The 26,740-nt window shown below is 68.8% G+C and carries 25 protein-coding genes; 17 read left to right on the top strand and 8 right to left on the bottom strand.

Annotated elements, in window-relative coordinates:
- The first annotated feature begins 120 nt into the window (after window positions 1-120).
- The gene (locus ACIA58_RS35595; protein WP_396408244.1) at window positions 121-1,644 is read left to right on the top strand and encodes a leucyl aminopeptidase family protein; all 1,524 of its coding nucleotides are present in this window, start codon (window positions 121-123) and stop codon (window positions 1,642-1,644) included.
- A 90-nt stretch (window positions 1,645-1,734) separates the two neighbouring features.
- On the opposite strand, the gene ACIA58_RS35590 is transcribed toward ACIA58_RS35595, so the two are convergent.
- Window positions 1,735-2,223, bottom strand: coding sequence for a CGNR zinc finger domain-containing protein (locus tag ACIA58_RS35590; protein ID WP_396408243.1), 489 nt, complete (start codon window positions 2,221-2,223; stop codon window positions 1,735-1,737).
- A 64-nt stretch (window positions 2,224-2,287) separates the two neighbouring features.
- Here ACIA58_RS35590 and ACIA58_RS35585 point away from each other — a divergent pair, with 64 nt between their 5' ends.
- The gene (locus ACIA58_RS35585) at window positions 2,288-2,968 is read left to right on the top strand and encodes a hypothetical protein (protein WP_396408242.1); all 681 of its coding nucleotides are present in this window, start codon (window positions 2,288-2,290) and stop codon (window positions 2,966-2,968) included.
- Here ACIA58_RS35585 and ACIA58_RS35580 read toward each other — a convergent pair.
- The 3 genes from ACIA58_RS35580 to ACIA58_RS35570 form a co-directional block, all read right to left on the bottom strand.
- On the bottom strand, window positions 2,952-4,190 hold the full coding sequence (locus ACIA58_RS35580) for a hypothetical protein (protein ID WP_396408241.1): 1,239 nt from the start codon (window positions 4,188-4,190) through the stop codon (window positions 2,952-2,954). The genes ACIA58_RS35585 and ACIA58_RS35580 overlap by 17 nt on opposite strands.
- Before the next feature lie 70 nt (window positions 4,191-4,260).
- On the bottom strand, window positions 4,261-5,418 hold the full coding sequence (gene glgA, locus ACIA58_RS35575; protein ID WP_396408240.1) for a glycogen synthase: 1,158 nt from the start codon (window positions 5,416-5,418) through the stop codon (window positions 4,261-4,263).
- A gap of 19 nt (window positions 5,419-5,437) precedes the next feature.
- On the bottom strand, window positions 5,438-5,983 hold the full coding sequence (locus ACIA58_RS35570; RefSeq protein ID WP_396408239.1) for a GNAT family N-acetyltransferase: 546 nt from the start codon (window positions 5,981-5,983) through the stop codon (window positions 5,438-5,440).
- Window positions 5,984-6,047: 64 nt separating this feature from the next.
- On the opposite strand from ACIA58_RS35570, the gene glgC reads away from it, so the two are divergent.
- The 8 genes from glgC to ACIA58_RS35530 all read left to right on the top strand — a co-directional run bounded on the left by glgC (window position 6,048) and on the right by ACIA58_RS35530 (window position 14,130).
- Entirely contained in the window at window positions 6,048-7,325 is a 1,278-nt protein-coding gene (gene glgC, locus ACIA58_RS35565; protein WP_396408238.1) for a glucose-1-phosphate adenylyltransferase, read from the top strand.
- A complete protein-coding gene (gene kynU / locus ACIA58_RS35560; protein ID WP_396408237.1) occupies window positions 7,322-8,563 on the top strand; it encodes a kynureninase in 1,242 nt (413 codons plus the stop codon). The genes glgC and kynU overlap by 4 nt, the downstream gene beginning before the upstream one ends.
- The gene (locus ACIA58_RS35555) at window positions 8,560-9,861 is read left to right on the top strand and encodes an FAD-dependent oxidoreductase (RefSeq protein ID WP_396408236.1); all 1,302 of its coding nucleotides are present in this window, start codon (window positions 8,560-8,562) and stop codon (window positions 9,859-9,861) included. Before kynU ends, ACIA58_RS35555 begins: the two co-directional genes overlap by 4 nt.
- Before the next feature lie 130 nt (window positions 9,862-9,991).
- On the top strand, window positions 9,992-11,494 hold the full coding sequence (locus ACIA58_RS35550) for a 2-hydroxymuconic semialdehyde dehydrogenase (protein ID WP_396408235.1): 1,503 nt from the start codon (window positions 9,992-9,994) through the stop codon (window positions 11,492-11,494).
- Entirely contained in the window at window positions 11,491-11,904 is a 414-nt protein-coding gene (locus ACIA58_RS35545; protein WP_396408234.1) for a RidA family protein, read from the top strand. Before ACIA58_RS35550 ends, ACIA58_RS35545 begins: the two co-directional genes overlap by 4 nt.
- Complete coding sequence (locus ACIA58_RS35540; RefSeq protein WP_396408233.1) at window positions 11,904-12,419, top strand: 3-hydroxyanthranilate 3,4-dioxygenase; 516 nt, start codon at window positions 11,904-11,906, stop codon at window positions 12,417-12,419. The genes ACIA58_RS35545 and ACIA58_RS35540 overlap by 1 nt, the downstream gene beginning before the upstream one ends.
- Window positions 12,416-13,411: an amidohydrolase family protein gene (locus ACIA58_RS35535; RefSeq protein WP_396408232.1), complete on the top strand. Its 996-nt coding sequence runs from the start codon at window positions 12,416-12,418 to the stop codon at window positions 13,409-13,411. The genes ACIA58_RS35540 and ACIA58_RS35535 overlap by 4 nt, the downstream gene beginning before the upstream one ends.
- The gene (locus ACIA58_RS35530) at window positions 13,408-14,130 is read left to right on the top strand and encodes an alpha/beta hydrolase family protein (protein ID WP_396408231.1); all 723 of its coding nucleotides are present in this window, start codon (window positions 13,408-13,410) and stop codon (window positions 14,128-14,130) included. Before ACIA58_RS35535 ends, ACIA58_RS35530 begins: the two co-directional genes overlap by 4 nt.
- A gap of 239 nt (window positions 14,131-14,369) precedes the next feature.
- Here ACIA58_RS35530 and ACIA58_RS35525 read toward each other — a convergent pair whose 3' ends face one another.
- Together ACIA58_RS35525 and ACIA58_RS35520 are read right to left on the bottom strand one after the other, a co-directional pair.
- A complete protein-coding gene (locus ACIA58_RS35525; RefSeq protein ID WP_396408230.1) occupies window positions 14,370-15,059 on the bottom strand; it encodes an O-methyltransferase in 690 nt (229 codons plus the stop codon).
- Window positions 15,060-15,208: 149 nt separating this feature from the next.
- The gene (locus tag ACIA58_RS35520; protein WP_130440069.1) at window positions 15,209-15,991 is read right to left on the bottom strand and encodes a DeoR/GlpR family DNA-binding transcription regulator; all 783 of its coding nucleotides are present in this window, start codon (window positions 15,989-15,991) and stop codon (window positions 15,209-15,211) included.
- Between the two features lie 119 nt (window positions 15,992-16,110).
- On the opposite strand from ACIA58_RS35520, the gene ACIA58_RS35515 reads away from it, so the two are divergent.
- Complete coding sequence (locus tag ACIA58_RS35515; protein ID WP_396408229.1) at window positions 16,111-16,971, top strand: SIS domain-containing protein; 861 nt, start codon at window positions 16,111-16,113, stop codon at window positions 16,969-16,971.
- On the opposite strand, the gene ACIA58_RS35510 is transcribed toward ACIA58_RS35515, so the two are convergent.
- On the bottom strand, window positions 16,958-18,145 hold the full coding sequence (locus ACIA58_RS35510) for an MFS transporter (protein WP_396408228.1): 1,188 nt from the start codon (window positions 18,143-18,145) through the stop codon (window positions 16,958-16,960). The two genes, ACIA58_RS35515 and ACIA58_RS35510, sit on opposite strands and share 14 nt — an antisense overlap.
- 70 nt (window positions 18,146-18,215) lie before the next feature.
- Here ACIA58_RS35510 and ACIA58_RS35505 point away from each other — a divergent pair, with 70 nt between their 5' ends.
- The 5 genes from ACIA58_RS35505 (at window position 18,216) to ACIA58_RS35485 (ending at window position 22,833) form a co-directional block, all read left to right on the top strand.
- The gene (locus ACIA58_RS35505; RefSeq protein ID WP_396408227.1) at window positions 18,216-18,737 is read left to right on the top strand and encodes a CGNR zinc finger domain-containing protein; all 522 of its coding nucleotides are present in this window, start codon (window positions 18,216-18,218) and stop codon (window positions 18,735-18,737) included.
- A 116-nt stretch (window positions 18,738-18,853) separates the two neighbouring features.
- Window positions 18,854-20,215 carry an extracellular solute-binding protein gene (locus ACIA58_RS35500; protein ID WP_396408226.1) on the top strand — a complete coding sequence of 454 codons (1,362 nt, stop codon included), beginning with the start codon at window positions 18,854-18,856 and terminating at the stop codon, window positions 20,213-20,215.
- Between the two features lie 34 nt (window positions 20,216-20,249).
- The gene (locus ACIA58_RS35495; RefSeq protein ID WP_396408225.1) at window positions 20,250-21,092 is read left to right on the top strand and encodes a carbohydrate ABC transporter permease; all 843 of its coding nucleotides are present in this window, start codon (window positions 20,250-20,252) and stop codon (window positions 21,090-21,092) included.
- On the top strand, window positions 21,089-21,973 hold the full coding sequence (locus tag ACIA58_RS35490) for a carbohydrate ABC transporter permease (protein ID WP_396408224.1): 885 nt from the start codon (window positions 21,089-21,091) through the stop codon (window positions 21,971-21,973). Before ACIA58_RS35495 ends, ACIA58_RS35490 begins: the two co-directional genes overlap by 4 nt.
- A complete protein-coding gene (locus tag ACIA58_RS35485; RefSeq protein WP_396408223.1) occupies window positions 21,970-22,833 on the top strand; it encodes an NAD-dependent epimerase/dehydratase family protein in 864 nt (287 codons plus the stop codon). The genes ACIA58_RS35490 and ACIA58_RS35485 overlap by 4 nt, the downstream gene beginning before the upstream one ends.
- On the opposite strand, the gene ACIA58_RS35480 is transcribed toward ACIA58_RS35485, so the two are convergent.
- Window positions 22,806-23,801, bottom strand: a complete 996-nt coding sequence (locus ACIA58_RS35480) for a LacI family DNA-binding transcriptional regulator (protein ID WP_396408222.1) — start codon at window positions 23,799-23,801, stop codon at window positions 22,806-22,808. The genes ACIA58_RS35485 and ACIA58_RS35480 overlap by 28 nt on opposite strands.
- 102 nt (window positions 23,802-23,903) lie before the next feature.
- On the opposite strand from ACIA58_RS35480, the gene ACIA58_RS35475 reads away from it, so the two are divergent.
- Window positions 23,904-26,666, top strand: a complete 2,763-nt coding sequence (locus ACIA58_RS35475; protein WP_396408221.1) for a sugar-binding protein — start codon at window positions 23,904-23,906, stop codon at window positions 26,664-26,666.
- Window positions 26,667-26,740 lie beyond the last annotated feature (74 nt).

The following is a 26,740-nucleotide window of genomic DNA, read 5'->3' as shown; positions in this document are numbered from 1 at the left end:
GTGCCCACGGGCGCACTCCTCTGATAATCCTGCGACCCCGGTGGGTGCCTGTTTCCGGCACCGGCCGGGGTCGTTACGGTTGCACCCTATTTTGATCAAAACTTCAGTGAGGTCCTCCTAGTGGCTCGCCGCAGCAGCAACGCGTCCCCTTTCCCCAGCCTCCCGGGCGTCGCCTGGCAGCCCGGTCTGCCGGTGCACGGATCCCCGGCCTGGGTGATCGTCGTCGGTGCCGAGACCGGTCTGCCGGCCGCCGCGAAGGAGGCCGGCGAGCGTCTCGGCGTCGACCTCGACCGGTTGCTCGAGGTGCAGCAGGCGACCGGTTTCGGCGCGTCCGCGGGCGCCGTCGCGGCGTACCCGCTGCTGACCGGTGACGTGGCCGAGGTCGTGCTGGTCGGCGCCGGCGACGGCAGCGCCAAGGACCTGCGACACGCCGGGGCGGCGGTCGCGCGGTTCGGCCGCGGCAAGGACGAGCTCACCACGGTTGTTGCCGAGGGCATCGATGACGCGGCGCTGCAGGCGTTCGCCGAGGGCGTGGTGCTCGGCTCGTTCTCGTACACGCTGAAGACGGTCGACCAGGGCAAGCCCGCGGTCGGCAAGGTCACGCTGACCGACGGTACGGCGCAGGCGCGGCAGCCGGTCGTCGACCGCGGCGTCGTCGTCGGCCGGACCGGCTGGCTGGCCCGCCGGCTCGCGATCACCCCGTCGAACGAGAAGGACCCGGCCTGGATGGCCGCCCGGGCGACCGAGGTGGCCGCCGCGACCGGTCTCGAGGTGACGGTCTGGGACGAGAAGCAGCTTGCCGAGGAAGGGTTCGGCGGCATCCTCGCGGTCGGTCAGGGCTCCACCCGGCCGCCGCGGTTCATCCGCCTCGACTACGTGCCCGCCGGCGCGACCAAGAAGACGCCGTACGTCGTGCTGGTCGGCAAGGGGATCACGTACGACACCGGCGGCCTGTCGCTGAAGCCGCGCGAGGGCATGGTGTCGATGAAGCGCGACATGACCGGCGGCGGCTCGGTGATCGCGACCATGTCGGCCTTGCGCGACCTCGGCGCGAACGTGCGGGTCACGGGCCTGGTCTGCTCCGCGGAGAACATGCCGTCCGGTTCGTCGTACCGCCCGGACGACGTGATCCGGCACTACGGCGGCCGGACGACCGAGGTGAAGAACACCGACGCCGAAGGCCGGCTGGTGATGGCCGACGGGCTCGCGTACGCCGTCAAGGAGCTGAAGCCGGACGTCCTGGTCGACGTCGCCACGCTGACCGGCGCGATCAAGGTCTCGCTCGGCGCGATGCTGTACGGCGGGATGTTCGCCACCGACGACGCGCTCGCGGACAACCTCGCGGACGCCGGCCGGATCTCCGGCGAAGAGGTCTGGCGGATGCCGCTGCCGCCGGAGTACGAGGACCTGATCGCGACCCCGATCGCCGACTCGGTGAACAGCTCGAAGGGCCCGGGCTCCATCACCGCCGCCCTGTTCCTCAAGGCGTTCGCCGGCGATATCCCCTGGGCCCATCTCGACCTGTCGTCGATCGCCGAGTCGCCGGCCGACCGCTTCGAGTACTCCGTCGGCGCGACCGGCGCGGGCGCCCGCCTGCTCACGACGTGGCTGAGCGGCGAGCGACCCACGGCCGGGATCGGCTGACCCATCCGACGTCGACTCGCTGGCCCTGCTCGGCAGCCTTGTCGCCTCGAACGACGAACTGCCGCAGCAGCACCAGCCAAGCCCCAAGGACTAGGAGTTCTTCGCCGTCCGGGCCCGGTACGCCGCGACCGTGGTCCGGCTCGCGCACGCGTTGGAGCAGAACCGGCGCGTCCGGTTCCGGGACTGGTCCACGAAGTAGTTGCCGCACCCGGCCGCCGCGCACCGGCCCAGCGTCACCGACGGATCCCCGGCCACGATCAGGGCGAGCTTGGCGGCGATCAGCTGGCCGGCCCAGCGCTTGGCCGGAGTGCCGTTGCGTCCGAAGTGGACGTGCCAGCCGAAGCCGTCGTGGTCGGACAGGTGCATGTCCGGCGGGTACTCGCGCAGCAGGCGATGCACGGCGTCAGGCGCGCCGCCATCGACCGATTGCGCCAGCGCCGTACGCACGAGGTCCGGCAGGTCGCCGAAGTCGCCGTCCGGCGGCGGAGTGATCTCGTGCTCCGCGAAGAACGCGGCGACCAGTTCACCGTCCGGGGCGAGCGTGCCGGTGTTGGCCAGCTCGACGGCCAGCCGCGTCACGTTGCCAATGTAGTCACCGTATTCCACTTGACCACCTACATCGTCGATCTCTAACGTAGGTGCCATGCTAGCTGACGCCACCTACGTGGCCCGTCGTCTGTTCCTGCTCGGGGAGTGGGACGCCGCGCTCGCCGTCCTCGACCCGGACGGCGATCCCGAGCTCCGGGCCGAGATCGCCGTCGACCACTGGTTCTTCCAGGTCGAGCGGCACGACGAGGCCGAGAAGGCGGTCGCGGCGCTCGATCCCGCGTCGTCGACCGCGCAGTTGCTGACGGCGCGACTGGCCTACAGCCGGCTGCTGTTCGATCGCGATCCCCGCCCCGACGACCGGGCCGTGGCAGAGGCGAGCTACCGCGCCGCGGCGGAGAGCGGCGACGAGTTGCAGCGCGGCTGGGCCGTCTACCACTGGGGCGTTCTGCTCGACAACATCGACGAGGACTCGGCCGGCGCCGTCGCGCGCTACGAGACAGCTCTCGAGATCGCGGCGAAGCACGGCGACGGGTTCCTGGAGTCCTACATCATCCGGCACCTCGCACATCTCCAGGAGCCGGCCGAGGAGATCGCGATGCTGCGCCGCTCGCTCCACCTACGGGCGGCGCTCGGAGCCCGGCCGCAGACCGTCGCCGCGCAGGCGACTCTCGCCCAGGCGCTGCCGGAAGCCGACCCCGAGCGTGCCGAGCTCATCCGGACCTACCTCCCGGCCGCGGCCGAACTACGCATCGGCTGGCTCAAGCCCACCGACTGAACGCGCGGATGATCAGCGGGTACGCCGCGAACGCCGTACCGGTGTGGTCGACCGCGCCCATCGAGTGGACGGTCACGTCGGCGCCACGAGCCCTGAACGAGGCCGCGCAGACGTCGGCGTTGGCGGCGACGACGTCGGTGTCCTTCGTGCCGCTGTACAGATGCACCGGCACGCGCGGTGTCCAGTCGCGGCAGACCTGGTCGGCCGCACGAACCGCCCGCAGGAGCCGGCCGGTCGGATGCTGTAACTGCTTGACGAAGGCCGGCGTGAACAGCTTCTCCGGCGAGTCCGGCAGCGCGGCGACGATCTCCTCATCGGAGTGCGTGCCGTCGAACAGCCCCTCGACCGTCGCGGCGTACGGCGCCTGGAACGCCTCGCGCGGATCGTCGTACAGTCCCACAGTCCGGTTCCACGCGGTGACGAGGTACCCGAGGTAGAACGTCGCCGTCGGCGGCAGGACGCCACCGTCGAAGGCCGCCGGGAGTTCCGAGCCGAGCAGGTCGTACGGACCGGCGACGGCCTGGATCGAGCCGAGGCGGAAGGAGCCGACCTCGCCGCGGCTCAGCGCGCGCCCGAAGGCGATCGACGCGCGCCCGCCCTGCGAGAAGCCGGTGACCAGCACGTCCCGCTTCAGCGCGACGCCGTGCTTGGCCGCGAACGTCCGTGCGGCGAGCAGCAGGTCGCCCGAGGAGGTCGTCTCGGTCTTCGTGTCGAGGTACGGTGGCTTGCCCGGACCGAGCCCGAGACCGAGGTAGTCCGGAGCAACACCGACGAGCCCCTGACCGGCGAAGAGCGCGGTGACCAGTCGATCGGTCGAGGTGTCGTCAACCGACGCCGCGGCCGCCTTCGTCGGGTTGGTCCCGTGCAAGTACTCCGCCACGGTGAGCGCACCGCGCCGCCCGTCCGGCAGTACGACGATCCCGCTCGCGGTCGTCGGCCGTCCGTTGTGATCGATGGTCCGATAGATCAACCGGTACGCCGTGACGCCGTACGACGCATGCGGCGTGCCGGGGAAGTCGGCCGCCGCCGCATCCAGCTGGGCCGCTGTCAGCTGCGCGACCGGCACCGCCGAGACCAGCGCGCCGCGAGGAGCGTGCACGCTGGAGACAGCGGCTTCGGACAGCGTCGGCTGACTGACAGCACCGAACGCGGACAGCGGGAACGTGAGCAGTGCAGCGGTCGCGAGCGTCGCGGCGACCGTCTTCGTCAGGCGAGAAGTCATACCTCAACCCAACCGCCGCCGCGCCACTCGAAGAATGGGTCCGAACCCCCGAACGAGGGTGGAGTTTCTCCTACCCGAGCAGGCTCGTGTACAGCTGCACGGTCCGGTCCGCGACAGCATCCCAGCCGAACTGCGACACGGCCCGCTCGCGCCCGGCCTTGCCCATCGCCTGCGCCTTGGCCGGGTTGTCGACGAGCTCGTTGATCCCGTCCGCGAGGCCGCGCTCGAAGGTGTCGGTGTCGTCCTCGTCGTACGCGACCAGGGTGCCGGTGACGCCGTCGTCGACGACCTCGGGAATGCCGCCGACCGCGCTCGCGACGACAGCGGTCTCGCAGGCCATCGCCTCCAGGTTGACGATGCCCAGCGGCTCGTAGATCGACGGGCAGCAGAACGCCAGCGCGTGCGTCAGGACCTGCCGGACGTCCTCGCGCGGCAGCATCTCGGAGACGACGAAGACCCCGTCCCGGGCCATCCGGAGGTCCTCGATCAGCGCGTCGGTCTCGGCCTTCAAGTCGACCGTGTCGGCCGCGCCGGCGAGCAGAACGAGCTGCACCGACGGGTCGAGTCGCAGCCCGGCGCGGAGCAGGTGCGGCACGCCCTTCTGGCGCGTGATCCGGCCGACGAACGTCACGTACGGACGGTTCAGATCGACACCCAGCCGCTCGAGTACATGCGTCGACGGGTCCGGGTGGTAGAAGTCCGCGTCGATGCCATTCGAAATCACATGGACGCGAGACGGGTCGATCGACGGGTAGCAGTCGAGTACGTCGTCGCGCATCCCGCGGCTCACCGCAACCACCGCGTCGGCCGCCTCGTACGCGGTCTGCTCGGCCCAGCTGGACAGGCGGTACCCACCGCCGAGCTGCTCGGCCTTCCACGGGCGGCGCGGCTCCAGCGAGTGCGCGGTCACCACATGCGGTACGCCGTACAGCAGCTTGGCCCAGTGGCCGGCCATGTTCGCGTACCAGGTGTGGGAGTGCACCAGTTGGGCATCGCCGACCGCGGCCGTCATCGTGAGGTCGGTGGACAGGATCCGCAGCGCCGCGTTCGCGCCCGGCATCCGCGGGTCGTCCTCGGAGTGGGCGATCGCGCCCTGCCGGGGCTCGCCCATGCAGTGCACGTCCACGTCGATCAGCCGGCGCAGCTCGCGGACCAGGAAGTCCACGTGCACCCCCGCCCCGCCGTACACATCCGGTGGATATTCACGCGTCAGGATGGCGACCTTCATAAGCTCCGACCATAGGTCATCAAGCCACGTGTGTGGGCACCCAGAACCGCAGCTTTCCGTGTCGTTCGTCTTCCAATTCGCCGCCAGCGGCCTCGATCACCTTGCGCGAGCCGACGTTGCCGGCGTCGCAGGTGACGAGCGCCGGCTCGATGTCGAGAGCGGCCGCGATCGGGAGCGACTGCGCCAGCATCTGGGTCGCGTACCCCTTCCGCCGCACGGACGGGCGGACGCAGTACCCGATGTGGCCGGCCACCTCGAGCAAGGGCGGGGTGAGCCAGTGCCGGATCGAGAGCCGGCCGAGGAACTCGATCCCGTCGACGAACCACAGCACGGTCTGGTGCACGATCCCCGGCGGCAGCTCGGTCGCCGGGTCGGCCTCGGCCTTGATCGCCTCGACCAGCCGATGGAACTCGGCCGGGTCCGCGGCCTGCTCGCGGGTCCACTCCTCGTCGTCGGCGGCGATCGACCTCGCACCCATCCAGCGCTCATGATCCGGACCGAGCTCGTCCCAGGCGGCGAGAAACGATCGGTGGACGGCAGTGGTCGGTACGACGAGGATCGGCATCTTTACAGTGTCGCGACACTCGCAAGCGCTTATGCCGGTGGGTTGTCGGAGCTAAGGTGCGGACATGGCAAAGGCGCCCAGAGTTCTCGGAATCGTGCTGGCCGGTGGCGAGGGGAAGCGGCTGATGCCGCTGACGGCGGACCGGGCCAAACCGGCTGTGCCGTTCGGGGGAAGTTATCGCCTGATCGATTTCGTGTTGTCGAATTTGGTCAATGCCGGCTATCGAAATCTCTGTGTGCTCACGCAGTACAAATCGCATTCGCTCGACCGGCACGTCACGCTGACCTGGCGGATGTCGACGTTCCTCGGCAACTACGTGACCTGTGTCCCGGCCCAGCAGCGGCTCGGCCCGCAGTGGTACCAGGGCAGCGCGGACGCGATCTACCAGTCGATGAACCTGATCAACGACGCGGACCCGGAGTACATCGTGGTCTTCGGCGCCGACCACGTGTACCGGATGGACGCCTCGCAGATGGTCGCCGCGCACATCGAGCGCGGCAACGGCGTGACGGTCGCCGGCATCCGGGTGCCGCGGGTGGAAGCCACCGAGTTCGGCGTGATCAAGACCGGTGCGGACGGGCACCTGATCGAGGATTTCCTGGAGAAGCCGGCCGATCCGCCGGGGCTGCCGGACTCGCCGGACGAGACGTTCGCGTCGATGGGCAACTACGTGTTCAGCCGGGACGTGCTGGTGGAGGCGCTGCGCAAGGACGCCGCCAACCCGGCCTCCCGCCACGACATGGGCGGCGACATCGTCCCGATGCTCGTTGCCGAGGGCAAGGCCGGCGTCTACGACTTCCAGGAGAACGACGTACCGGGCGCACTCGACCGGGACCGGTCGTACTGGCGCGACGTCGGGTCGCTGGACTCCTACCACGAGGCGCACATGGATCTGGTCTCGATCCAGCCGGTGTTCAACCTGTACAACTCGGACTGGCCGATCTTCACCTCGCATCCGCAGCTGCCGGGCGCGAAGTTCACCGACGACGCGACGGTCGGCGAGTCGATCGTCTGCCAGGGCTCGATCGTGAGCGGGGCGCACGTGGACCATTCGGTGCTCGGCTCGAACGTGATCGTCAGCTCGGGCGCGGACATCCAGCGCTGCGTGATCATGGACAACTGCAAGATCGGCAAGGACGTCGTGCTCAAGAACGTCATCCTGGACAAGAACATCGTGGTCCCGGACGGCGTCGAGATCGGCGTCGACCCGGACTACGACCGGGAGCGCGGCTTCATCGTGTCCAAGGGCGGCGTGACGGTGCTCGGCAAGGGCCAGGTGATCGAGGCGCCGAAGGCTGCCGCAGCTGAAGAGGTCGCCGGCGACGAGGTTGCCGAGGGGTGACGACCGAGGCTGAGGCTCTGGCTCTCGATGCCACCGACGCCGGGCACCGGGACCTGTTCGACGTGCCGCCCGCGCAGGGCGGCGACTACCCCGAGGTGGCGTACTTCGCCGGCAACTCGCTCGGTTTGCGGCCGAAGGCGACCAGGACCGAGCTGCTCGAGGACCTCGACGCGTGGGCGGCGCTCGGCGTCGAGGGACACCTGGACGCTGCCAGGCCCTGGTTGCCGTACCACGAGTTGCTGACGGGTCCCGCCTCCCGGCTCGTCGGCGCGTTGCCGAGCGAGACCGTGGTGATGAACTCGCTGACCGTCAACCTGCACCTGTTGATGGTGTCGTTCTACCGGCCGACGCCTTCGCGACACCGGATCGTGATCGAGGACGCCGCCTTTCCCTCGGACAGCTACGCCGTACGGTCGCAGGTCGCCTTCCACGGGTACGACGCCGAGGACGCCGTCGTCCGGCTGCGGCCGCGACCGGGCGAGGACAGCCTGCGTACGTCGGATGTGGTCGAGCAGCTCGGTGGCGACGTCGCGCTCGTACTGCTCGGCGGGGTGAACTACCTGACCGGCGAGTTGATGGACATCCCCACGATCACCAAGGCCGGGCACGCGGCCGGCGCGGTGGTCGGATGGGATCTCGCGCACGCGGCCGGGAACGTGCCGTTGGCGTTGCACGACTGGGATGTGGACTTCGCGGCCTGGTGCTCCTACAAGTACCTGAACTCGGGTCCGGGGGCGCTGGCCGGTGCTTTCGTGCACGAGCGGCACCTCGGGACGGACGTGCCGCGGTTCGAGGGCTGGTGGAGCACGGAGGCAGCGACCCGGTTCGAGATGACGCCCGAGTCGCGGCCGCCGGCGACCGCCGACGCGTGGCAGGTCTCGAACCCACCGATCTTCTCGATGAGCCCGGTCCGGACGTCGCTGGAGATCTTCGACAAGATCGGCATCGAGGTACTGCGGGAGCGGAGTGTGCGATTGACGTCCTACCTGGCGGAGCTGCTGGCGGATGTGCCACTGCAGGTGATCACGCCGACAGATGTGGCGCGGCGTGGTGCCCAGTTGTCGTTGCGGGTCACAGGTGTGCGGGCAGGTGAGCTGTCGCGGCGCCTGCGGTTCGAGCACGGCGTGATCGCGGACGCGCGGGAGCCCGACGTACTGCGCTTGGCGCCGGTGCCGCTGTATTCGACGTACCACGACTGCTGGCGGGCTGCTTCCGCCTTGGCTGAGGTGATGGCATGAGGGTCGCGATCGTCGGGGCCGGGCTGACCGGTTCGTTGCTCGCGTGTTTCCTCGCGCGGCGTGGGTTGTCGGTGACGCTGTACGAGCGGCGCGCGGATCCGCGGGTGGCGCAGGTCGAGCGTGGGCGGTCGATCAACCTGGCGATCTCCGAGCGTGGGCTGGACGCGTTGCGGCGGATCGGCCTGGTCGACGAGGTGATGGCGGATGCGCTGCCGATGAAGGGCCGGATGATCCATCCGGTGACCGGGCCGCTGGACTTCCAGGCCTACTCGGCCTCGGGGGACCGCGCCATCAACTCGATCAGTCGCGGAGCGCTGAACAACGCGCTGCTCACGGCCGCGTCGGCCGCTGACGGCGTCTCGGTCGAGTTCGAGCATCGGCTGGTGGAGCTGGACTCTGCCGCCGGGACAATGGTTTTCGCGACGCCGTCGGGGAAGGTGTCGGCTGCCGCGGACGTCGTACTCGGAGCCGACGGCGCCGGGTCGGCGGTGCGCGAACAGATGCTTGCCGAGGGCATCGTCGCGGAGAACGTGGACTTCCTCGACTACGGCTACAAGGAGCTGTCGATCCCGGCCGCTGCCGGGGAGTTCGCGCTCGACCCGGGTGCGTTGCACATCTGGCCGCGGGGTACGTCGATGATGATCGCCCTGCCGAACCCGGACCGCTCGTTCACCTGCACGCTGTTCTGGCCGGCCGGGTCGTTCGACGCGCTCACCACTGCAGCCGGGATCGAGGACCATTTCCGGACCAACTACCCCGACCTGTTGCCCTTGGCGCCGAACCTGGTCGACGACTATCTGAACAACCCGGTCGGTGTGCTGGGCACCGTGCACACGCTGCCCTGGCAGGCGCACGGGCGTACCGCACTGGTCGGGGACGCCGCGCATGCGATCGTGCCGTTCTACGGGCAGGGTGCGAACTGTGCCTTCGAGGACGTGGTCGAGCTCGACCGCTGCCTCGACGACACCGGCGGCTCCTGGGCGCGGGCGCTGCCGCTGTTCGAGGCCCGTCGTCGTGAGAACACCGAAGCGATCGCCGACATGGCCCTGGCCAACTTCGTCGAAATGCGCGACAAGGTCGCCTCGCCGGTCTTCCGCCTCCAGAAGCAGGTCGAGCACGCGCTCGAGCGCGCCCTGCCGGGCCGGTACGTGTCCCGCTACGAGCTCGTGTCGTTCTCCACGACGCCGTACGCCGAAGTCCAACGCCGGGTGCATCGCCAGCACCGGCTGCTGGCGGTGGCAGCCGCCGCAGCCGGAGCCACCCTCCTGGCCCTCGCCCGCCGGAAGCCCCGCCGATGACCCCCCAACCGCCGCCCGTCCGCAGCGCGAGTGGATATCCCGTCGTGTTGGGGGTTCTTCGTCCTTGTAAGAGTGAAGAACCCACAACAGGAGCGGATATCCCGTGCGATGCTGCGAGGAGGTGGACGGCGTGACGCTGTGGACGGGGGAGTTGCTGACGGGGCAGCCCGCGTCGGTCGGACTGCTTCGGCACTTCGTCGACGGTGAGTTTGTGGAGAGTGCGGGGCGGTTCGCGAAGGTTTCGCCGGTGACGGGTGAGCAGATCTTCGACGTGTGCGAGGCCGATCAGTCGACCGTGGACGCGGCGGTCGGAGCGGCGCGGGCGGCCCTGCGCGGGCCGTGGGGACGGATGAGCGAGCAGGAGCGGGCCGCCGTGCTGCGACGGGTCGCGGACGGGCTCGAGCGGCGGTTCGAGGATCTGGTGGCGGCCGAGGTGGGCGACACCGGGAAGTCGATCAGCCAGGCGCGGACGCTCGACATACCACGCGGGGCGGCGAACTTCCGCGCGTTCGCGGACTTCGCCACGACCATCCCGACCGAGTCGTACACGACCGTGCTGGCGGATGGGCGTCGCGCGTTGAACTACGCCGTACGCAAGCCCGTCGGTGTGGTGGCGATCGTCGTACCGTGGAATCTGCCGTTGCTGCTGCTGACCTGGAAGGTCGCGCCGGCGCTTGCCTGCGGCAACGCAGTGGTGGTGAAACCGTCCGAGGAGACGCCGTCGTCGGCGACCGTGCTGGCCGAGGTGATGGCCGAGGCCGGCGTACCGGCAGGGGTGTTCAACCTGGTCCACGGCTTCGGACCGTCGTCGGCGGGGGAGTATCTGACGCGGCACCCCGGCGTGGACGCGATCACGTTCACCGGTGAGTCCGCGACCGGTACGGCGATCGCGAAGGTGGCCGCGGACCGGGTGAAGGCGGTGTCGTTCGAGCTCGGCGGGAAGAACGCCGGCCTGATCTTCGCCGACTGCGATCTGGATGCCGCGGTCGAGGGCTCGGTCCGCTCGGTCTTCACCAACGGCGGCCAGGTCTGCTTGTGCACCGAACGCCTGTATGTGCAGCGATCCGTGTACGGCGAGTTCACCGAGCGGCTGGCGGCGCGGGCCGCCGAGCTGAGGTACGGCTGGCCGGCCGACGAGGCCACGATGAACATGCCCCTCATCTCCAAACAACACCGCGACAAGGTCCTCTCGTACTACGATCTCGCCCGCGCCGAGGGCGCCGAGGTGGTCTCCGGTGGGGGTGTACCGACCTTCGGCGACGCCCGCGACGGCGGTTGCTACATACAACCAACTGTGGTCACTGGTCTGGGGGCTGACGCTCGCACCAATCGCGAGGAGATCTTCGGACCGATCTGCCACGTCGCGCCGTTCGACACCGAGGACGAGGCTTACAGCTTGGCCAACGACAGCGACTACGGGCTTGCCGCAACCGTCTGGACCCGCGACGTCGGCCGCGCCCACCGTGCCGGCGCTGCCCTCGACGTGGGCCTCTGCTGGGTGAACACCTGGTTCCTCCGCGATTTGCGAACGCCGTTCGGCGGGGTGAAGTTGTCCGGCGTCGGGCGAGAGGGCGGACGGCATTCGGTGGACTTCTACACCGAGACCACGAACGTCTGCGTGGAGCTGTCGTGACCGTCGTGCCCGGGAAGGCCACGCCGCGGGGCCGGTTCCCTCATGTGAAGGTGTCCAACGGGTTGGCGTTCGTGTCGGGTACGTCGAGCCGACGGCCGGACAACTCGATCGCCGGGGCATCCGTGGACGCGATGGGGACCGTGTCGTTGGACATCCGGGTGCAGACGCGAGCGGTGCTGGAGAACATCCGGGACGTGCTCGCGGCGGTCGGGGCGGGGCTCGAGGATCTGGTGAGTGTGACGGCGTACCTGGTGTCGATGAACGACTTCGGGGGGTACAACGAGATCTATGGTGAGTTCTTCGACGAGTCCGGGCCGGCTCGGACGACTGTCGCAGTCCATCAGCTGCCGCATCCCCAGCTGTTGATCGAGATTCAGGCCATAGCGGCGATCCCGCAAAGGAGTGAGTGATGGCGAACTTGGAGTCGACGAATTTCCCGCAGTGGATCGAGGAGAACAAGCATCTGCTGAAGCCGCCGGTCGGCAACAAGCAGATGTTCCCGACCGGGGACGACTTCATCACGATGGTGGTCGGCGGCCCGAACCAGCGCACCGACTTCCACGTCGACCCGTACGAGGAGTTCTTCTACCAGATCAAGGGCACGATGCACGTCGACGTGATGACGGACGACGGCCCGGGCCGGGTGGACATCAGCGAAGGGGAGATGTGGGTGCTGCCGCGCAGCATGCCGCACTCGCCGCAACGCGACGCGGACTCGATCGGCCTGGTGATCGAGCGGGTCCGGGAGCCCGGCACACTGGAGAAGTTCCGCTGGTACTGCGCCAACTGCAACGGGATCGTGCACGAGGTCGAGCTGCAGGTGACCGACATCGTGGCCGACCTGCCGCCGGTGTTCAAGGCCTTCTACGAGAGCGAGGACGCGCGGACCTGCCCTCAGTGCGGCACGATCCACCCGGGTAAATGACCGTCGACGCCCACACCCACCTGGTGCCGCACGGGTGGCCGGACCTCGCCGCGGCGTGTGGCGGGGACGGCTGGCCCTGGCTGCGGATCGACTCCGAGCGGGCCGCGACGATCATGATCGGCGGGACCGAGTTCCGCCCGATCGGACCGCAGGCCTGGGATCGCGACGTACGGCGTGCCGATATGGATGCCGATGGCATCGATATCCAGGTGGTGTCGCCGACCCCGGTGTTCTTCGGGTACGAGCGGCCGGCGACGCAGGCGGTCAAGCTGGCCGAGATCTTCAACGACCTGACGCTGGAGACGCTGGCCGGCGACGACCGGTTCGTGCCGTTCTGCCAGGTGCCGTTGCAGGATCCGGACCTGGCCTGTGCGGAGCTGGACCGCGCGCGGGCCGCCGGGCATGTGGGTGTCGAGATCGGGAACCATGTCGGCGACAAGGATCTCGACGACGCCGGGATCGTTGCCTTCCTCAACCACTGCGCCGAGACCGGTACGCCGGTGCTCGTACATCCGTGGGACATGCCGGGCGGGCCGCGGCTGGACCGGTGGATGGCGCGCTGGCTGACCGGGATGCCCGCCGAGACGCATCTGTCGCTGCTGGCGATGATCCTGGGCGGGGCGTTCGACCGGCTGCCGCCGTCCCTGCGGATCTGTTTCGCCCACGGGGGCGGCAGTTTCGCGTTCTGGCTCGGGCGGCTGGAGAACGCGTGGCACCGGCGCGGCGACATCGTCCGTGGTTGCTCGGAGCACCCACCGTCGACGTACCTGGACCGGATCCTGGTCGACACGGTGGTGTTCGAATCAGCGCCTTTGCGGCTACTTGTCGATACCTTGGGGGAAGACCGCGTTCTGGTCGGCAGTGACTATCCCTATCCATTGGGTGAGCGGCCGGTCGGGGAGGTGGTACGGAAGGCCGGCTTCCTGACCGCGGAGCAGCAGCACAAGGTGCTGACTGCGAACGCCCTGCGCTATCTCGGGAGGTCTGAATGACCGAGGACCGATCGGTACTGACTCGCGAAGCGCGCGAGCCGGACGAGCAGCTCAAGTACGGCGACCACGCGGACCAGGTGATCGACTACTGGCACGCGAAGGAGTACCGGCCGCTGATCGTCTTCATCCACGGCGGTTTCTGGCGGCCCGAGTACGACCGCAAGCACGCCCGCCCCCTCGGTGAAGCCCTCTCCGACCTCGGCTGGCCGGTGGTGTCGCTGGAGTACCGCCGCGAGCCGGGCAATCCCGATGCGACGACCTCCGACATCCGTACGGCGCTGGACGCACTGCCGGACCTCGTCGACGTACACGCCGGCTACATCCTCGTCGGCCACTCAGCCGGCGGCCAACTGGCACTCTGGCTGGCCGCGACCACGAACCCGGTCCGCCTCCGCGGCCTGATCGCACTGGCCCCCGTGGCCGACCTGTTGATGGCGGATCGCCTCAACCTGGACCAGGGCGCCGTACAGGCCTTCATCGGCAGCGGCGTCCGCAACGACCTTGACCCGGTCCACCTACCCGCGCCGATCGCCTCCGTGACCCTCATCCACGGCGTGGACGACGCCCGGGTCCCCCTCAGCATCACCGAGTCCTACTTCGCCGCCCACCCCACCGCCCGCCTGGTCCGCGTCCAGCACTGCGCCCACTACGAGCTGATAGACCCCTTGTCCACCGCCTGGCACGAACTAACCACAGAACTAACCCGCCTGACCGGCTAGCTCAGCTCATGCGCTCGGCGGCGGCAGTTGAGGCTCGCCGATCTGCAGCTCGACAGGAGGTATCGGCCACTGCCGTGCGATCCAACGCTGTGCCAGGCGTGCGGGGGCGGGCTGTAGACAGACACATCCTGTCGAGCTGTCGGGCGACAACCCAAAGCTGTGCTCGTACACCGATAGAAACGTACTAATCGGGTCGGCGATTAGTACGGTTGTTGGGTTTGTTGGTGGCTTGCGGACCGTCAGCTCATGCGTTTGGCGGCGGTGAGGAGGCCGTCGGAGGTGGGGAGAAGGGCGGAGACGAGGTTGTCGTCGTCGCGGACGGCTCGGATGAGGTCCCGCAGGGCCATGGTGTCCGGGTCGCGGTGGGCCGGGTCGGCTACTCGGCCGCCGGTGAGGACGCCGGCGAAGGCCACGACGCCGCCGGGGCGGAGCAGGCGGAGGGCTTCGTGCAGGTACGCCGTGTTCTCGCGGCGGTCCGCGTCGCAGAAGACCAGGTCGTAGTGGCCGTCGGTAAGCCGGGTGACGACGTCGAGCCCGGCGCCGGCGATCAGCCGGAAGCGGTTGGAGGCGACGCCGGCGTCCAGGAACGTCTTGCGCGCGAGGCGCTGGTTCTCCGCGTCGATGTCGACCGTGGTGAGCGTGCCGTCGGCCCGCATCCCGCGCAGCAGGGCGAGCCCGGAGACGCCCGTCCCGGTGCCGATCTCCACGACCGCCTTGGCGGCGGCCCCGGCGGCGAGCATGCTCAGCGCGGCCGCCGCGCCAGGTCCGATCGGGGCGACACCGCTGTCCGCGGCGCTCGCCCGTGCACCGGTGACGACTTCGTCCTCGCCGGTGTAGTCCTCGGCGTACGCCCAGGACGTCGGGTCGATGCCGGTGGCGATGGCGTCCTCCCAGTGGTCGGCGGAGTGTTCTGCGGCTGCGGTACCCATGCTGAGTCAGAGCCTAGCGGTTGGAAGTCCGCTTTCCGTGCTGCACGCGCTGAGGTTGCGCACTCTTGCTCATAACAACCGGCCCTCAATCAGATATGATCGTCTCTTAGAGACGTGACTCACCTGGTGAGGAGGTGTGTGGAGTGGGGTCAGGCGCGGATGACGTCGATGCCGGCTTCCTTGAAGACGGTCAGCTGGCTCTCGTCGGCCTGGGCGTCGGTGACGATCGTGTCGATCTCGCTGAGCTCGCAGATCCGGGCGAAGGCGCGCTGCCCGAGTTTGGACGAATCGGCCACCACGACCACCTTCGCGGCCCGGCTGACGATCAGCTGGTTGATGTTGGCCTCGCCCTCGTGATGGGCGGTGGCGCCGGTCTCGTCGATCCCGTCGACGCCGATGAAGGCGATGTCCAGCGACAGGTCGGACAGGATCCGGTGCGACAGCGGGCCGATCATCTCGTAGGACTGCGGGCGGGCCACGCCGCCGGTCAGCACCATCTTCACGTGCGGCCGCACGATCAGCTCGTTGGCGATGTTCAGTGCGTTGGTGACGAGGGTGAAGGCCGGCTCGCCGTGCTCGGCGGACAGCTCCGGGCGGGTCGCCAGCGTGCGCGCCACCTCGGAGATCGTCGTACCGCCGTTCATCCCGATCACCATGCCGCGACGTACCAGCGTGGCCGCGGCCTGCGCGATCCGCTGCTTCTCGGACGCGAAACGCGCAGTCTTGTAGCGCAGGGGCAGGTCGTACGACACCGCGTTGGCCACGGCGCCACCGCGGGTCCGGGTGAGGAGCTGCTGCTTGCCGAGATGGTCCAGGTCGCGCCTGATCGTGGCCGCCGAGACGTGCAACTGCTCGGCGAGCTCGTCGACGTCGATGGCGCCCTTTTCGGCGAGCGACTCGAGCAAGGTGTTCAGGCGTTCATAACGCTTCACCCGGGGCTCCTCCTTCACACAATCGGTCAGCCGGGTGGCGGCTGGTTGGCACCATTCGATCACGTTCGAGCAGTTTCGACCATGACAAGTGCGGAGACGACATGACGCAGACGCCATTTGTGAGCACTGAGATCGCCACTCAGCCGGACCTCTGGCGACAGGTCGCGGACGGTTTCGCGCAGTACGGCGGTGCGCTTCCGAAGGCCGGCCAACGGGTCGCGGCCGTAGGCTGCGGGACCTCCTGGTTCATGGCGATGGCGTACGCCGCGCTGCGCGAGGACCTGGGCCAGGGCGAGACCGACGCGTTCGCCGGATCGGAGTTCCCGGCCGGCCGTTCGTACGACGCCGTGGTGGTGATCAGCCGCTCCGGTACGACGACCGAGGTGCTGGATCTGATCCGCACGACCGACCTGCCGACCATCGCGATCACCGCGACGCCCGGCTCGCCGATCGTCGAGCTGGCCGATCACACCATCATGCTGGACTTCGCGGATGAGCAGTCCGTTGTGCAGACCCGGTTCGCCACCACCACGCTGGCGTTGCTGCGCGCATCGGTGGGTGAGGACCTCACCCGGGCCGCTGCGGACGCCCAGACCGCGTTGACCATCGACGTGGACGACCTGGCCAAGCTCGAGCAGGTCACGTACCTCGGGACCCGGTGGACGGTCGGCCTGGCGCACGAGGCCGCGCTCAAGCAGCGCGAGGCCGCGTCGGCGTGGACCGAGGCGTACCCGGCGATGGACTACCGGCACGGCCCGATCGCGATCGCGCAGCCCGGGCGCGGCGTGTGGATCTTCGGCGAGCCGCCGGCGGGTCTGCTCGACGACGTGGCCGCGACCGGCGCCACCGTCGTACACCACGACCTGGACCCGATGGCGTCCTTGATCGTCGCCCAGCGCGTCGCGGTCGCCAAGTCCCTCGCCCTGGGCCTCAACCCCGACCAGCCCCGCAGCCTGAGCCGCTCCGTCATCCTCGGCTGACCGCCCTTCGCAACACGAGGGGAGCGCGGCCGCCGGCTGTTAGCCGGCCCAGGATGGCTGCGGCCACCAGGCCCAGTCCGACCGTCACCAGGGCTGCGTGGGTGCCGACCGCCGGTACGAGTACGCCGGCGGTCGCCTGGCCGAGCGCTGAGCTTCCGACCCGGAGGCTCGCGGCCGAGGTGCTGACGCGGCCCTGCAGTGCGTGCGGGCTGTACTGCTGCCGGGCCGCGAACATGGCCGGCAGCGCAGGCCCCTCGGCCAGACCCGCCGCGACCGCCAGCAGCAGGAGTACGGCGAACGTCGGCGCCAGTGACCAGCTGGTCAGCATCAGGCCATAGGCGGCGACCGACAGCATCACGACGTACTCCGGGCGCCAGCGCGACTGCAGGCGGCTCAGTAGTAGGGCCGTGGTGACGCTGCCGATTTCGACTGCTGTCCACAGATAGCCCGCCGCGGACTTCGGCATGCCCAGCGAAGACATGTGCAGCGGTAGGGCGATGAGCAGAATGCCGGTGAACCCCATCAGCAGGGTTGTCGTGACGGTGGACGCCCGCAGGCGCGGCGTGCGGACGAGGTGGACCAGGCCGCCGACAACCGAGCTGAAGAAGGACTCGTCCCCACCGCCGACGGGTGGGAGCGCGGGCAGGCGGCTGATGGCGACGATGCTGCACGCCGCCGCGACCACGATCACCACCCCAGCCGCATCGACCGACACGACCGCCGCGACGGTGGCCGCGGTCGCCGGTCCCGCGATCGTGGCGGTGCTGAAGCTGACCGACTCGAACGAGTTCGCCCGCGCGAGCCGCTCGGGCCGGAACAGGCTCGGCAGCATGCTGGTGAATCCGCCACTCACCAGCGGCAGCGTCGCGCCCGCGATCGCTGCGAGCACGGGGGCGAGCCAACTCGCGCTGTGCCCGACCACCGCGAGCAGACCGAGCATGACGAAGGCCAGCGTCGCTTGATTGATGGCGAGCGCGCTGCGCCGGTACGCCGTTCGGTCGAGCCACGCCCCCAGCAGCGGGCCGGTGACGATGGCCGGGAGGGCGTAGGCGGCGCCGGTGAGGCCGGCGAGCGTCGGGCTGTCGGTGCGATCCAGCACCAGCAGGACGAGCGTGAACGCGACCATCTCGTCGGCGAACCGGGCCAGCGTCGCCGCGAGGTAGTAGCTGGGCACGCGGAGCCTCCTGTAACGCAGATCAGTCTGTTACGCGTTACACTAACAAACGCGTTACGGGAGGAGTCCAGTGGAAATTCAGTCCCCGGATCGGCTGATCCGGCTCGCCGTCGACCTGGTGAACACGCGGACGCGGGATCCCGAGCAGCTGACGTCGCCGGCCGCGGTGCGCGCGTTCTTGCTCGAGCACGGCGAGTCCGACCCGATCGAGTTGACCGAGGACGACCTGAGCGAGGTCCGGGCCGTGCGAGAGCGATTGCGGCCGGTTTTCCACACCCGCGAGGCCGAGGTGATCAACGGGTTGCTCGCCGAGTACGCCGTGCGTCCGTATCTCTCGGATCACGACGGATCGCCGTGGCATCTGCACGTAGCTGAGCCGGACGCGTCGTGGGCCGAATGGCTCGCGGCGACGACCGCGCTGGGGGTGGCGACGTTCGCGGCCGGCCACGGGTTCGAGGCGCTCGGCGTGTGCGCTGCGGTCGACTGCGAGCGGGTCTTCGCGAACCCGGCGGAGCGCCGGCCGCGGAGGTTCTGTACGCCGAAATGCTCCAGCCGGACGCGCGTCGCGTCGTACCGCGCCCGCCGCCGTTAGCCGGGTCGCTAACGGATGCGAAACCACTTTCGCTGAGGTCTAGTATTTGCGAAAGCGCTTGCGCTACTCTGCGGAACGGTCGGCTCGCCGATCGCCATCCCCGCAGAGGAGCTTCGATGAACAGATTCGCAATCCGTTGTGCTGCAGGGCTTTCAGTGCCGTTCTTGCTGGTGGCCTGCTCCAGTGCGCCGTCGTCGACCGGTGCTTCCGGCTCCGACGGACAGGTGACGATCACGGTCGGTGACCGTCCCACGAGTTCCGATCCCGCCAACCGGGCGTCGTTCGACAAGCGGGTCGCCGACTTCCAGAAGGCGAACCCGGACATCAAGCTGAACCCGGTCGAGACGCTCTGGGACGCGACCACCTTCCAGGCGCAGGCGGCCGGCGGACAGTTGCCGGACGTGCTGAACGTGCCGTTCACCGAGCCGCAGGGCCTGATCGCCCGTAAGCAGGCCGCCGACCTGACCAAGGTGCTCAAGGACGACGGCCTGATGAGCGAGCTCAACCCGAACGTGCTCAAGATCGCCCAGGACCAGTCCGGCAACGTGTACGCCGTACCGACCGCCGCGTACTCGGTGGGCATGATCTACAACCGCGACCTGTTCAAGAAGGCCGGTCTGGACCCGGACAAGCCGCCGACGACCTGGGACGAGGTCCGCGCGGACGCGAAGCAGATCGCGCAGAAGACCGGGCAGGCCGGCTACGCGCAGCTGACCACGAACAACACAGGTGGCTGGATGTTCACCACCCAGACGTACGCGTTCGGCGGTTCGATCGAGAACGAGGACGGCAGCAAGGCGACGTTCGACGACGCGCCCTCGAAGGCCGCGCTGCAGTTGCTGCACGACATGAAGTGGACCGACAAGTCGATGGGCCAGGCGGTGCTGTACGACATCCCCGGGATCTCCAAGGCGTTCGCGGCGGGGAGGATCGGGATGTTCATGGCGGCGCCCGACGGTTACCGCACGCTGGTACAGCAGAACGGCCTGCCGTCGTCGGCCTTCGGTATCGGCCCGATGCCGCAGCAGGGCGGTGACCACGGCACGCTGACCGGTGGCAGCGTCCAGATCGTCAGCCCGACCGCGACGGACGCGGAGAAGGTTGCGGCGATCAAGTGGATCAAGTTCAACTACCTGAACAAATACGTGGACCAGGACGCCGCGGTGACGGCCGCAAAGGCCGGTGTGGCGGGGAAGTTGCCGGTCGGTACGCCGGGTCTCCCGGTGGTCGCCGCGGACCAGTGGTCGACGTACCAGGGCTGGATCAAGCCGTACGTCAACGTGCCGCTGGCGCAGTTCGCGCCGTACACGAAGGTGGCGGCCGACCAGAAGATCATCCCTGAGCCGCCGGTGAAGGCTCAGGAGGTGTACGCCGCGCTCGACCCGGTCGTACAGGCCGTGCTGGGCAACGCGAAGGCTGACATCCCGGCGCTGCTGACCAAGGCGACCGGCACCGTGAATGCCAAGCTCGGGCGCTGAGTTGCTTCGCCGTCTGCGCAACGGAGTACCGGCAGTGCTGTTCGCGCTGCCGGTGCTCCTGGTCTTCGTGGTGTTCTCGTGGGGCCCGATCGTCAAGGGCCTGGTGATGAGCCTCCAGCAGACCAACCTGATCGATCCGGTCAAGTGGGTCGGGCTGGAGAACTTCCGGTACGTCCTGTCCGACCCTGGCGTCGGGCAGGCGGCTCTGAACACGATCTGGTTCACCTTGCTGGCTTTGCTGTTCGGCTTCCCGGTGCCGGTGCTGCTGGCGATGTTCCTGTCCGAGTTGCGGGGCAAGTCCTGGCTGTACTCGACGCTGGCGTACCTACCGGTGATCACTCCGCCGGTCGTTGCCATCCTGCTCTGGCGGTTCTTCTACGACCCGTCGCCGAGCGGGATGTTCAACACCATCCTCGGCACGGTCGGGCTCGGACCGTACCCCTGGCTCGACAGTCCGTCCTCGGCGATGCCCTCGATCGTGCTGGAGGCGACCTGGGCCGGTGCCGGCAACGCAGTGATCATCTATCTGGCCGCACTGACCTCGGTACGCGCGGACCTGTACGAGGCGGCGGAGCTGGACGGTGCAGGCGTCGTACGGCGGGTGTGGCACGTGATGCTGCCGCATCTGCGTGGCGTGCTGCTGCTGATGCTGCTCCTGCAGGTGATCGGCACGATGCAACTGTTCACCGAGCCGCTGCTGTTCACCGGCGGCGGACCGCAGGGGTCGACCATGACGATTCTGCTGCTCATCTACAACTACGCCTTCGTCAACGGTGACTACGGCGCCGCCACTGCGTTGAGCGTCCTGCTGGCGCTGGTTCTCGCCGTAGTGTCGGCGGTCTTCCAGTTCGCTACGCGCGGCTGGAGTACGGAGTGAGCGGCGAGCGGGGTGCGCTGTCGGATGCCGACCACCGGCTCACCCGGGTCCGGGTGCCGTACGTCATCGGACAGGTCGTCGTACTGATCGGACTGCTCGTCGCCGGCCTCGGTCCGCTGCTTTGGTTGCTCAAGGCAGCGATCTCGCCGACGCAGGACAGCATCCGCTCGCCACTCGCGTGGTTCCCGTCCGGTCAGGTGCAGTGGGGCAACCTGTCCACTGCGTGGCAACAGGGCCACATCGGCTACTACCTCGGCAACACGGCCATGATCGCGGCCGGTACGGCAGTTGCGTCGCTGATCGTCTGTACGACGGCCGGCTACGTACTGAGCGTGCTGCGGCCGCGGTGGGGCGCACTGCTGTCCGCAGGGATCCTGGCCACGTTGTTCGTGCCGCACATCGTCTCGCTCGTCCCGCTGTACCTGACCGTGCTCAAGGTGCCAGTGGTGCACACCAACCTGACCAACACATTCTGGGCGGTCTGGCTGCCGCCCGCGGCCAGTGCGTTCAACGTGCTGATCGTGAAGCGGTTCTTCGACAGCATCCCGCGCGAGTACTTCGAAGCCGCCCGCATCGACGGCGCCGGATCGATCCGCGTGTTCACCTCGCTCGTGCTCCCGCTGTCGCGGCCGATCCTCGGTGTGGTCGTGCTGCTCAGCATCATCTCTTCCTGGAAGGACTACCTGTGGCCTCTGCTGGTGCTGACGAATCCGGATCTGCAGCCGGTCTCGGTGGCGTTGCCCAAGATCGCCAAGGTGACGGAGCTCAACATCCAGTTGGCGGGCCTGTTCCTGGCTCTGCTGATCCCGGTGCTGCTGTTCCTGGTCTTCCAGCGGGCATTCCTGCGTGGTGTGGGCCTGTCTGGGGGAATCAAGGCGTGAAGCGTGTCCTGGTCACCGGTGCGGACGGATCCATCGGTCGCGCCGCGGTCGACGGCCTGCAAGCCGCCGGGTACGACGTGACCGGCCTGTCGCTGCGCTACGACCACAGCAGTACGGCGGACCGTCCGCTGGTCGGTGATGCACGGTCGGCCGAGGACGTGACCGCCGCGCTCGCCGGTGTGGACGCCGTACTGCATCTGGCCGCCATTCCGCACCCCAGTCTGGGTACGCCGGAGGAGGTGTTCGAGAACAACGTCGCGGCGACGTTCAACGTGCTGGCGCAGGCCGGGCAGCAAGGGGTACGCCGGGCGGTGATCGCGAGCAGTATCAACGCATTCGGCGTACCGATGAACGTGAACGAGGTGGAGCCGGCGTACTACCCGCTCGACGAGGAGGTGGAGGCGGACATCGCCGATGCGTACTCCTTGTCCAAAAGTGTGGACGAGCAGAGTGCGCGGATGGCGTGGCGGCGCTGGGGTACCGACGTGATCGCACTGCGCTTTCCGCTGGTGAAGACTCGCGAGGAGCTGTTCAAGTTCGCGGCCAGGGCCGAAAGCGACCCGTCGGTGATGGCACGCGAAGGCTGGGCCTACCTGGACCTGCGGGACGGCGTACGGGCGATCATCGCCGCACTGGAGTCAACGGCTCCGGGAGCGCATGTACTTGGTCTGGCGGCCGACGACATCCTCATCGACCGCAAGACCGACGACCTGTTGCGGGAGTACGCCCCGACCGTCCCACTGCGGCGACCTGTCCAGGGACGTGCGTCACTGGTCGACACCACGCGGGCGAGGGAGCTGCTGGGCTTCAGGCCGCAGTACTCGATCCACGATCAGGCTGTGTCCGCGATGACCACGTGAGGCTCGACGTACTGGGTGCCCGGCTCGAGGTCGGCTTCGAGGAGCTGGTTGGCGACCTGGCGGCCGATCTCCTCGAGACCGACGTCGATCGTGGTCAGGTGCCTGGTGCCGCGCTGGTCGTGCATCAGGCTCTCCCAGTTGTCGACGCCGATCAGGGCGATGTCGTCGGGCACCTGCCGTCCAGCGGCCCGGACGACCCGCTCGATACCGCGGCCGATCGCGTCGCTGCCACAGAAGATCGCATCCACGTCGGGCACCTCGGCCAGCAGCTCGGCCGCGGCCTGCTCGCCCCACTCCTCGCGCCAGCGCCCGAAGCGGACCGGCGCCGCCCACTGGAGCCCGGCGTCGGCGAGGACCTCGGCAGCACCCTCGGCCCGCCGTTGCGCGGCCATGTCGTGCGGCTCCGCGGTGATGTGAGCGATCCGGCGCCGGCCGCTCGACAGCAGATGGGTGATCGCGAGCCGTCCGATGGCGAAGTCGTCGGCGGTGATCGTGGTGTCCTGCGGGTCCTCGGAGACCGTGAACGCGTTGATCACCGGGACGTCGAACCGGCCGGTGAGCGACGGGGTGGTGAACGACGTGCTGGTGCCGATCACGATCACGCCGTCGATCCTGCGGGCCCGCAGCTGCAGGATGCTCTCGGTGACGTCGCGGTCGCCCATCCGGGCGTCGTACAGCAGGATCGCCTGCTCCTTGGCGCCGAGCTCGGTGGCGGCGGTGGCGAGCACCACGCGGGTGAACGGGTTGGACGCGCGGTGCGTGAGCACACCGATCGTCTGGCTGCGGCCGCGGGCGAACGAGCGCGCCAGGGCGTTGTGGCGGAAGCCCAGCCGGTCCGCGGTGACGCGGACGTGTTCCCGGGTGGCCTCGGAGATCCGGTCGGTGCCGTTCAGCGCCTTGGAGGCGGTCGACAGCGACACCCCTGCGGCAGCGGCCACGTCGGACAGGGTGATCACTGAGTCGGCCATGTGCACATCGTAGTCAGCTTCGAGCCGTTGACAGGTGGCCCGGGGCGTATCAAGGTGTGATTTGCGAAACCGCTTTCGCTTCATCTGGGAGGAGCGCACTCCATGACCCGTCGCCGCTCCGGCGCAGTCAGTCTTCTCACGGCCGGCCTGCTGCTGGCCGCCGTACTGCAGTCACCCGCCCGCGCGGCCGTCACCGCCGCGCCGACTCTGACCATTACGCCGACCACGGTCGGCAACACCTTCACCGTCGGGCAGCAGGTGAAGCTGGGCTTCAGCACAGACGCATCGGCGGTCAACTGGACGGTCCGCGACGCCGGTGGCACCGAAGTGGCCAAGGGCTCCGCATCGGGGTCCTCGCTCAACGGACAGCTCGCGTTGTCGGTCAGCACGCCGGGCTGGTACCAGACCGACCTCACTGCGGTCGGGGCAGACGGCTCGACCACGCTCGGCGGCACGGACTTCGCCGTACTGACTCCGCACGACTTCTCCACCTCCACAGACACGCGGATCGGTGTCGCGGGAGCGCTGGGGTTCGGCAGCACGGCCAATCCAGGTCTGGAAGCGATCCCGCTGATGGCCAACGGCGGTATCTCCACCGACCGGGACGAGGCGTTCTGGGCGGCGGCGGAGACCACCAAGGGCGTCATCGACTTCCCGCAGCGGTACAAGGACTACAAGGCCGCGCTGGACGCGAACAACGTGGACTTCCTGAACATCCTCGACTACGGCAACACGCTGTACTACCCGGACGAGGCGCCGTCGACCGACGAGCAGCGTGCGGCCTTCACCCGGTACGCCGTTGCTGCCGTGGACCAGTGGGGCACCGAGCACACGACGTACGAGCTGTGGAACGAGTGGAACCTGCGCGACCCGAACGGCGCCGCGAAGGCCAGCCCGGAGAACTACGTCGCCCTGCTCAAGATGGTGAGCGCAGCAGTACGGGCCAAGCACCCGGACGTGAAGCTGACCGGTCCGTCGCTGGCGGTCATCAACGACTGGCAGGGCTGGTTCACCAAGTTCGCCGACCTCGGCGGGCTCGACTACGTGGACGCCGTGACCATCCACCCGTACGTGCAGCCGCTGGACCCGGAGGCCTCGGTCACCTACGTCAACACCATCCGCAGCATCATGGCGGCGCACGGCTCGACCAAGCCGATCTACATCAGCGAGCAGGGCTGGGCGACCGGCACCAACCCTAGTGCGGTGTCGGAGCCGGCTCAGGCGCGCGACCTGGTGCGCGGCAGCCTGCTGGCGTACGGCAACGGTGTGGCGCGCTACAGCTCGTACAACTTCATGGACTCGGGCACTGACCCGTCGAACGTCGAGAACCGGTTCGGCCTGGTGCGCAACCGGCTCGATTCCCGTGGCGCGCTCGTACCCAAGCCGTCGTACGTCGCCACCGCCGTGCTCGCCCGTCAGATCGACGAGCTCCCGCTGATCGGCCAGACCCGCTTCGGCACGAACGGGTACGACGTCGCCTTCGATGCCGGTGGTGGGCAGTCGGTACACGCGGTCTGGTCGGCAACACCCGGCCTGGTGAACTTGGCTGCGCCGGCCGGCGCCCAGGTCCAGATCACCGACTTGTACGGCGCGACGACGACGCTGACCGCGGACGCCGGCGGGCACGTGTGGGTGTCAGCGGGACCGGACCCGTTCTACGCACGCGGTGCGATCACCGGCGTTGCTCCGTCCAACCGCTTCGCGTTGTCGGTGGCTCCGGAGATCGCCGGTGACCCGGCTACGGGCACGCTGACGTTCACCAACCCGGATGCGGTTGCGCACGCGTTCACCGTGTCCGCCGGGGGTGCCGAGACGAGTGGCTCCGCTGCCGCGGGTGCCACGGCGACGGCTGCCGTCAGCTATCCGGCACAGGACTCAACGGGAGCACGTACCTACACCGCGAAGGTCAGCGTGGACGGCCAGGCCGTCGGATTGGTCTCGACCACGGGTACGGCGACTCCGCCGCTGTCGGTGAGCGCTTCGCACGTGGTCAATGGCAGTGGGAAGGACCTGCTGCGATTCCGCGTCACCAACGCCTCGTCGCATGCGCTTCCCGTCGCCGGACTGGACTGGGTCTCCGGTACGTCGTCCGGGACCTTGCTGGCGGGCTGCACGATCGGTGCGAATGCCACGCGAGAGGTAGATGTGCCGATCACCCTGTCCGCTCCTTCGACGTGGTCCGCGAGTCTGCGGCGAACCGGTGAGGCAGATATCAAGGCGTCCGGGACGCTGGTGCCAGTCAGTGCGGCAACCGTCGCCAAGCGGCACACCGTCAAGCTGGATGGGGTCATCGACCCGGCGGTGGCCCGGCAGCCTGCGATTGCGCTGGAAGGGACCGGTACGCCGCCGGTGACCGGCTGGGGTGGACCGGGCGACCTGTCCGGTTCGCTGTGGCTGACGCACGACGACCAGAACCTGTACCTGTCCGCCAAGGTCACCGACGACGTGTTCTCCCAGCCGAACCGGGCGGGCAACATCTGGGGCGGTGACGGTCTGCAGCTCGGGATGACGGCCGGCGCGCCGGGGGAGACGACCCAGACCCAGGAGATCGGCGCCGCCCTGACCGACGCCGGTCCGGTGGACACGTGGCGCTGGACGCCGACCAACGCAGCCGGTGTGCCGCCGGGTGTCCAGGCCAAGGTCGTGCGCGACGAGACCGCTCACACCACGACGTACGAGATCGCGATCCCGTGGAGCACGCTCGGGTTCAAGGCCTTGGACCGGCTGCTGTCGACGACCGTGGTGATCAACGAGAACGACGGCACCGGACGGCGCGGCTGGCTGAGCTGGGGCAAGGGGGTCGCGGAGACCAAGAACCCCGCCCTGTTCAACGCGGTCCGGCTGGACCCGGCTGCCGCCCGGTAGGCCCGCTGTAGTTCCTCACCGACTCGGCGTAGGTGCCCTGGTCTGCTGCCCGAGGGGCACCTACGCCGAACCCT

The sequence above is a fragment of the Kribbella sp. NPDC051586 genome (assembly GCF_044453965.1).
In the GTDB taxonomy this organism is placed as follows: domain Bacteria; phylum Actinomycetota; class Actinomycetes; order Propionibacteriales; family Kribbellaceae; genus Kribbella.
Note: the sequence above shows the minus strand (reverse complement) of the source record. Positions and strands in the feature narration are given on the sequence as shown.